Here is a 6,756-nt window from a genome sequence, read left to right on the forward strand (position 1 = left end):
ACTGGCTCGACTAGTGGTCGACAATTGTTCAGCAGTTAGCCCTATCACTAGACGGAATGCCGCAGAAGGCGGCCCTGGACCGGCAAAATGTCCACCGATCCGGCCCTGCACCCCACCACCGGGCACTACGATGGGGGCATATCCAGCGGTCCGGCGGAGGTGCGGTCATGGCGTTTTATCGGCAGGTGGGAGCGGTGCCGCCGAAGCGACACACGCAGCATCGGGACGACCAGGGACAGCTCTATTACGAAGAGCTGATGGGCGAGGAAGGCTTCTCCGGCGATTCCTCGCTGCTCTATCACCGCGGTCTGCCGCCCGCCATCGTCGACTCGACGGTCTGGGAGCTGCCGGACCAGTCCCTGACCCCGAATCATCCACTGCGCCATCGCCATCTGCGGCTGCACCAGCTGTTCCCCGGCGATACTCCGGCCGAAACCGATCCGGTCACCGGCCGACGGCTGCTGCTCGGGAATGCGGATGTTCGGATCTCCTATGTTGCGGCCAAGGGCGCCTCAGCGCTGTACCGCAATGCGATCGGCGACGAGCTGGTGTATGTGGAATCCGGTGCCGCCGTTGTGGAAACGGTCTTCGGTACCATCCCCGCCCGACAGGGCGACCAGGTCCTGATTCCGCGGGCGACCACGCACCGCTGGCTACCGACCGGCCCGGAACCGCTGCGCGCGTATGTCATCGAGGCGGCCGGCCATATCACCCCACCCAAGCGCTATCTATCGAAATTCGGTCAGCTGCTGGAGCATTCGCCGTACTGCGAGCGCGATCTACACGGCCCGTCGCAGCCGTTGACGGCCACCGGAACCGATATCGAGGTGCTGGTGAAACACCGTCCCGGCGGTCGCGTGGTCGGCACCCGGATGATCTACGCGACGCATCCCTTCGATGTGGTCGGCTGGGACGGCTGCCTGTATCCGCTCACCTTCAATATCTCCGATTTCGAACCGCTCACCGGCCGGGTGCACCAGCCGCCGCCCGCCCATCAGGCCTTCGAGGGGATCAACTTCGTGGTGTGCAATTTCGTACCGCGCAAGGTCGACTACCATCCGCTATCGATTCCGGTGCCGTACTACCACTCCAATGTCGACAGCGACGAAATCATGTTCTACTGCGGCGGAAACTATGAGGCGCGTAGGGGTTCGGGCATCGGCCAGGGGTCGGTGTCGGTGCATCCCGGCGGCTATGCGCACGGTCCGCAGCCGGGCGCGTACGAGCGCAGTATCGGCATCGACTTCTTCGACGAGCTCGCGGTCATGGTCGACACGTTCCGGCCGCTCGAACTCGGTGAGGGCGCGCTGGCCTGCGAGGATCCCGGATATGCGTGGACCTGGTCGGGTCGCGGACCACAGTCCGACGGACACCGGCGATCCGATCAGCGCCCGCACGCGGACCAGCGTCGTGGGCCCGCATGAAGACCCGCGTCGAAGTAGCCGACGATGACCTCTTCGGCCCCCGCAATCTCCCTTACGGGGTCTTCGCACCCGAGGGCGAGGATTTTCGCGTCGGCGTCCGGATCGGCGAGTACGTCATCGATCTGGCTGCGGCACTGGAGGATCCGGTATTCGCCGAGCCGAGCCTCAATGCCTTCATGGCGCAGGGACCGCGTCGTTGGCGCGAGGTGCGCAACCGGATCCGCGAGCTGATCGATACCGAATTGCCCGCGGCCGCCGTGCACCTACTGCATGATGTGCGGACCGAACTGCCGGTGCAGATCGGCGATTACGTCGACTTCTACGCCAGCATCGACCATGCGACGAACCTCGGCAGACTGTTCCGTCCCGATTCCGAACCGCTGCTGCCCAATTGGCGATATCTGCCGGTCGGATATCACGGACGCGCCGGCACCGTGGTGGTCTCCGGCACCGATATTGTGCGCCCGCGCGGCCAACGCCGAACACAATCCGGCACACCGGATTTCGGACCCTCACAGCGTCTCGATATCGAGGCGGAGCTCGGCTTCCTGGTCGGAGTCGGTTCCGAGCTGGGCACCCCCATCGATATCGACGAGTTCGCCGAGCACGTCTTCGGCGTCGTGCTGGTGAACGATTGGTCCGCGCGCGATATCCAGGCCTGGGAGTATCAGCCGCTCGGCCCCTTCCTCGGCAAATCCTTCGCGACGTCGATGTCGGCCTGGGTCACCCCGCTGGCCGCATTGGAGGAGGCCCGCATACCGCTGCCGGAGCAAGTGCCCCAGCCGCTGCCCTATCTGCGGGGCAGCCAGCCATGGGGATTCGATATCGATCTGGCCGTGCGCTGGAACGGCCAAACCGTCGCGCACCCACCGTATGCCCGGATGTACTGGTCACCGGCGCAGATGCTGGCGCATCTCACCGCGAACGGCGCCGCCACCCGCACCGGCGACCTCTACGCCTCGGGCACCATCTCCGGACCTGCCCCCGACCAGCGCGGTTCGTTCATCGAATTGTCCTGGGGCGGAGCCGAACCCCTCACGGTGAACGGCCTGCACCGCACCTTCCTCGAGGATGGCGACGAGGTGGTCATCACCGCCTCGGCCCCGGGTCCGAATTCGCATCGCATCGGCCTCGGCGAGGTCCGCGGTCGCATCTGGCATGCCCGCACCGAACCATAATGCGATCCCACGCGTGCATTGTCAGGTGCCACGAGGGCAGCTCGAGTGGCGCATAGCTCGTGGCTACCTCGCACACGGTACGGCCCACGAGGTAGCCAATGGTTATGCGGCAAGGTACCGAGGTGGCGGCGTGCGGACTGCGGAGTGATGCGCTGGCCGGGTGGCTGCATCGACTCGGACGCCGGCATCGACTTTCAGTCCAGGCAGAATTCATTGCCCTCCGGGTCGGCGAGCACGATGTGACCGGCGTCCAAGCCGCCTGGCTCGATACGGCTGAGTCGCGTTGCACCGATCGCGACGAGTCGGGTTGCCTCGGCTTCCAATGCGGTCATCCGTTCGTCGCCGGTCAGACCGGGCGCGGCGCGGATATCCAGGTGTACACGGTTCTTCGCGGTCTTCGGTTCGGGCACCTTTTGGAAGAACAGCCGCGGCCCCGAGCCATCTGGATCGAGGATGGCCGACCGGTCGTTGTGATGCTCCGGCGGTACGCCCCAGGCAGTCAACGCGGTCGTCCAATCCGGAAAGCCCGCGGGCGGCGGCTGCAGGTGATAGCCCAACGCCTCCGCCCAGAACGTCGCCTGCGCACCGGGATCGGCGCAGTCATACGTCACCTGGAACTCCTTGCCCATCACGGCTCCAATCTGTCGGCGACCTGTTCGGCCTGGATTCAACCGGCATCTTCGCACCGACCACTGACAAACTCCGCGCGAGCGAATAAGTCGGGCCCGATCCGCACGTTCGGATCGGGCCCGCTCACGTCCATGAGTGCGGCAAGGTCACCGCCGCGGACGAAACTACGAGACCACGGGCAGGTACACCTGGGCGCCGTGGTCGGCGAACTCGGCGGACTTCTCCGCCATCCCCGCTTCGATCGCTTCGGCATCCGAAAGCCCCTGGCGCGCGGCGTATTCCCGGACGTCCGCGGAAATGCGCATGGAGCAGAACTTCGGTCCGCACATGGAGCAGAAGTGGGCGGTCTTGGCGGGTTCGGCGGGCAGGGTTTCGTCGTGGTACTCGCGGGCGGTATCCGGGTCCAGCGACAGCGCGAATTGGTCGCGCCAGCGGAATTCGAAGCGCGCCTTGGACAATTCGTTGTCCCGGTCCTGGGCGTGCGGGTGCCCCTTGGCGAGGTCGGCGGCGTGGGCGGCGATCTTGTAGGTGATCACGCCGACCTTGACATCGTCCCGGTTGGGCAGACCCAGATGCTCCTTGGGTGTGACATAGCAGAGCATCGCGGTACCGGCCTGGGCGATGATCGCGGCACCGATGGCCGAGGTGATGTGGTCGTAGGCGGGCGCGATATCGGTGGCGAGCGGGCCGAGGGTGTAGAACGGCGCCTCCTCGCACAACTCCTCTTCCAGCCGCACGTTCTCCACGATCTTGTGCATCGGCACGTGCCCCGGACCCTCGATCATCACCTGCACGCCATGGGATTTCGCGATCTTGGTCAGCTCGCCGAGGGTGCGCAGCTCGGCGAACTGCGCCTCGTCATTGGCGTCGGCGATGGAGCCGGGACGCAGGCCGTCACCGAGGGAGAAGGTCACGTCGTAGCGCGCCAGGATCTCGCAGAGTTCGGCGAAGTTGGTGTACAGGAACGATTCCTGGTGGTGCGCCAAACACCATGCGGCCATGATGGATCCGCCGCGCGAGACGATGCCGGTGACCCGCTTGGCGGTCAGCGGCACATAGCGCAGCAGCACACCGGCGTGCACGGTCATATAGTCCACGCCTTGCTCACACTGCTCGATCACGGTGTCGCGGTAGATCTCCCACGTGAGTGCGGTCGGATCGCCGTTCACCTTCTCCAGCGCCTGATAGATCGGCACGGTGCCGACCGGGACCGGGGAATTGCGCAGAATCCACTCGCGGGTCTCGTGGATGTTCTTGCCGGTGGACAGATCCATAATGGTGTCCGCGCCCCAGCGGGTGGCCCACACCATCTTCTCCACCTCCTCCGCGATCGAGGAGGAGACGGCCGAGTTGCCGATATTGGCATTGATCTTCACCAGGAACTTCTTGCCGATAATGGTCGGCTCCAGCTCTGGATGCTTGTGGTTGGCCGGGATGACGGCGCGGCCAGCGGCGACCTCGTCGCGCACGAGCTCGGCGCGCACGCCCTCGCGCGCGGCGATGAAACGCATCTCGGGGGTGATGATGCCCTGACGTGCCCAGGCCAGCTGGGTCGGCGGACCGTCGACCTCGGGCTTGGCCCAGCCGCCGCGCAGCTCGGGCAGCCCCGCGTCCAGGTCGATGGTCGCCGCCTCGTCGGTGTACGGGCCCGAGGTGTCATAGACGTCGAAGTGTTCGCCATTGGTCAGATTGATCCGACGCACCGGAATGCGCAGGTCATCGACCTGCTGGTAGTGCTTGACGCTGCCTTCGATCGGACCGGTGGTCACGGAGTCGACAGGAGCGGAGCCTGCGGAGCGACCCGCGGACGCAATTGTGCCCATTTGATTTCCTCCCTACGCCAGCATTACCTGGTCAGGTTCATACGGTCGACGGCCCTGAACGCCCGAATTGGGCTAGCCGTCCTCTCAGCCCGCTGGTGCGAGCCCCCGTTGGGTGTGAAATTTTCCCGCCCGACGATACCTTTCCACGTCCGCATCCCGCCCGGCGATCGGAGAAACATACAGCGAAGCGCGGGACGGGCGAGGGCGCGCCGGTAGATTCGACAAGGTGAAATTCACCCTGGAGGTAGATCTGGATGTCCTGCCCGAGGGCGTCCCGGCACCTGCCGATCTCGCCGATGAGCTCGGTCGCATCCTGCGCTACTGGGGCGGCAACGTAGAGCACTACCAGCTGATCGAGGGCGACGGTTCGGCCATCTACAACTCCGGATACCGCGAGGTCGGCTCCTGGCAGATCAGCTGATTCTCAGTAGGACTGGAGTTCGATAAGTGCGCCTTCCGGATCGCGCAGATGCGCGGTCCGCAGATTCGGCCCCCACTCCGGACGATCCACCGCCCCGGCAACCAGCGTCGCGCCGTTGCGCAGACATAGCGCGACACCAGCGTCGACATCGGCCACTCGGCACACGAACATCACCGCGTCCTGTGCGGGTGCCGGGGTGACCGGCAGATCGGTGGTGCCAGCGACCTGGGCCATGGCAGCGCGGTCGAAGAGCACCAGGACTGCCTGGTCATCCACATCCCAGTTCGCGTACGGGCCCGCCGCGGTGCCCTTGATCAGCTTCGCGCCGACCAGCTCCGGGAGGACGGCGCGATAGAACTCGAAGCATTCGGCGAAGCGGGTGACGAGCAGTCTCGGGTACAGGGCGTCCACGATATCTCCTATTTAGTAGGTGTTCACCTATCGTAGGACCGGCCCTATAATTTGTCGCATGGAATCCGCGCGGGCCCTGCCGCCGAGCCTGCTCGGGCTCGACACCTACCTGCTGTCACGTGTCGGCAAGGTCGCGCGCGGCCGATTCGCCGAGCGGCTCGCGGCGCGCGGACTTCGGTTGTGGCATATGGCCGTACTCGCCGCGCTGGCCGATTTCGGCCCGCATGTGCAGCGCGATCTGGGGATCCGGCTCGATATCCATCCCAGCGATGTGGCGAAGATCGTCGATGAATTGGCCAGCGCCGGTCACGTCGAACGCACCCGCGATCCCGCCGATCGCCGCAGAATGTCGGTGCGGATCACCAGGTCCGGACGGACGGCACTGCGGGCGCTGGACAAGGAGGCCGGGCAAGTGCGCGAGGAAATCCTCGCACCGCTCAGCCGGGACGAACGAATCATGTTGTCGGACATGATGCGTCGGCTGTTCGAGCACACCCACCCGGACGCCGTCGCGGATTGACACCGGGCGCCGGTACGCGCGGGGGCCCGGCCACAGCGGGTTCAACCGGGATCGCGCCGCGGCACACGCGCCACCGCGGCCGATGGGCACTACGCCGACACCGCGGCCGATGGGCACTACGCCGACACCGCAGCCGACAGGCACAACACCCACACCGCAGGCCCACAGGCACAACACCCAGACCGCAGCCCGCAAGCACGACACCCAGACCGCAGCCCGCAAGCACGACACCCAGACCGCAGCCCACAGGCACGACACCCAGACCGCAGCCCGCAAGCACGACACCCAGACCGCAGCCCGCAAGCACGACACCCAGACCGCAGCCCACAGGCACGACACCCAGACCGCA

The 6,756-nt window shown here is 65.9% G+C and carries 8 protein-coding genes; 5 read left to right on the top strand and 3 right to left on the bottom strand.

The genetic code is table 11. The features are described from left to right. The first annotated feature begins 167 nt into the window (after nt 1-167). Together ACWEO2_RS08525 and fahA are read left to right on the top strand one after the other, a co-directional pair. A complete protein-coding gene (locus tag ACWEO2_RS08525) occupies nt 168-1,424 on the top strand; it encodes a homogentisate 1,2-dioxygenase domain-containing protein (protein WP_452404734.1) in 1,257 nt (418 codons plus the stop codon). Then, the gene (gene fahA, locus ACWEO2_RS08530; protein ID WP_452404735.1) at nt 1,421-2,602 is read left to right on the top strand and encodes a fumarylacetoacetase; all 1,182 of its coding nucleotides are present in this window, start codon (nt 1,421-1,423) and stop codon (nt 2,600-2,602) included. The genes ACWEO2_RS08525 and fahA overlap by 4 nt, the downstream gene beginning before the upstream one ends. 194 nt (nt 2,603-2,796) lie before the next feature. On the opposite strand, the gene ACWEO2_RS08535 is transcribed toward fahA, so the two are convergent. Both ACWEO2_RS08535 and thiC read right to left on the bottom strand, forming a co-directional pair. Further along, on the bottom strand, nt 2,797-3,231 hold the full coding sequence (locus ACWEO2_RS08535) for a VOC family protein (protein ID WP_452404736.1): 435 nt from the start codon (nt 3,229-3,231) through the stop codon (nt 2,797-2,799). Nucleotides 3,232-3,396: 165 nt separating this feature from the next. Continuing rightward, nucleotides 3,397-5,055 (bottom strand): phosphomethylpyrimidine synthase ThiC, encoded by a 1,659-nt coding sequence (thiC, locus tag ACWEO2_RS08540; protein WP_452404737.1) that lies wholly within the window; start codon nt 5,053-5,055, stop codon nt 3,397-3,399. Between the two features lie 226 nt (nt 5,056-5,281). On the opposite strand from thiC, the gene ACWEO2_RS08545 reads away from it, so the two are divergent. Then, on the top strand, nt 5,282-5,476 hold the full coding sequence (locus ACWEO2_RS08545; protein ID WP_433682267.1) for a hypothetical protein: 195 nt from the start codon (nt 5,282-5,284) through the stop codon (nt 5,474-5,476). Between the two features lie 3 nt (nt 5,477-5,479). On the opposite strand, the gene ACWEO2_RS08550 is transcribed toward ACWEO2_RS08545, so the two are convergent. Further along, complete coding sequence (locus ACWEO2_RS08550; RefSeq protein ID WP_354955488.1) at nt 5,480-5,887, bottom strand: VOC family protein; 408 nt, start codon at nt 5,885-5,887, stop codon at nt 5,480-5,482. 58 nt (nt 5,888-5,945) lie between these two features. Here ACWEO2_RS08550 and ACWEO2_RS08555 point away from each other — a divergent pair, with 58 nt between their 5' ends. After that, nucleotides 5,946-6,407 carry a MarR family winged helix-turn-helix transcriptional regulator gene (locus ACWEO2_RS08555; protein WP_452404738.1) on the top strand — a complete coding sequence of 154 codons (462 nt, stop codon included), beginning with the start codon at nt 5,946-5,948 and terminating at the stop codon, nt 6,405-6,407. A gap of 109 nt (nt 6,408-6,516) precedes the next feature. Continuing rightward, nucleotides 6,517-6,756 (top strand): hypothetical protein (locus tag ACWEO2_RS08560; RefSeq protein WP_452404739.1); only part of this gene is annotated, 240 nt, incomplete at its 3' end.

Source organism: Nocardia sp. NPDC004278 (assembly GCF_053602975.1).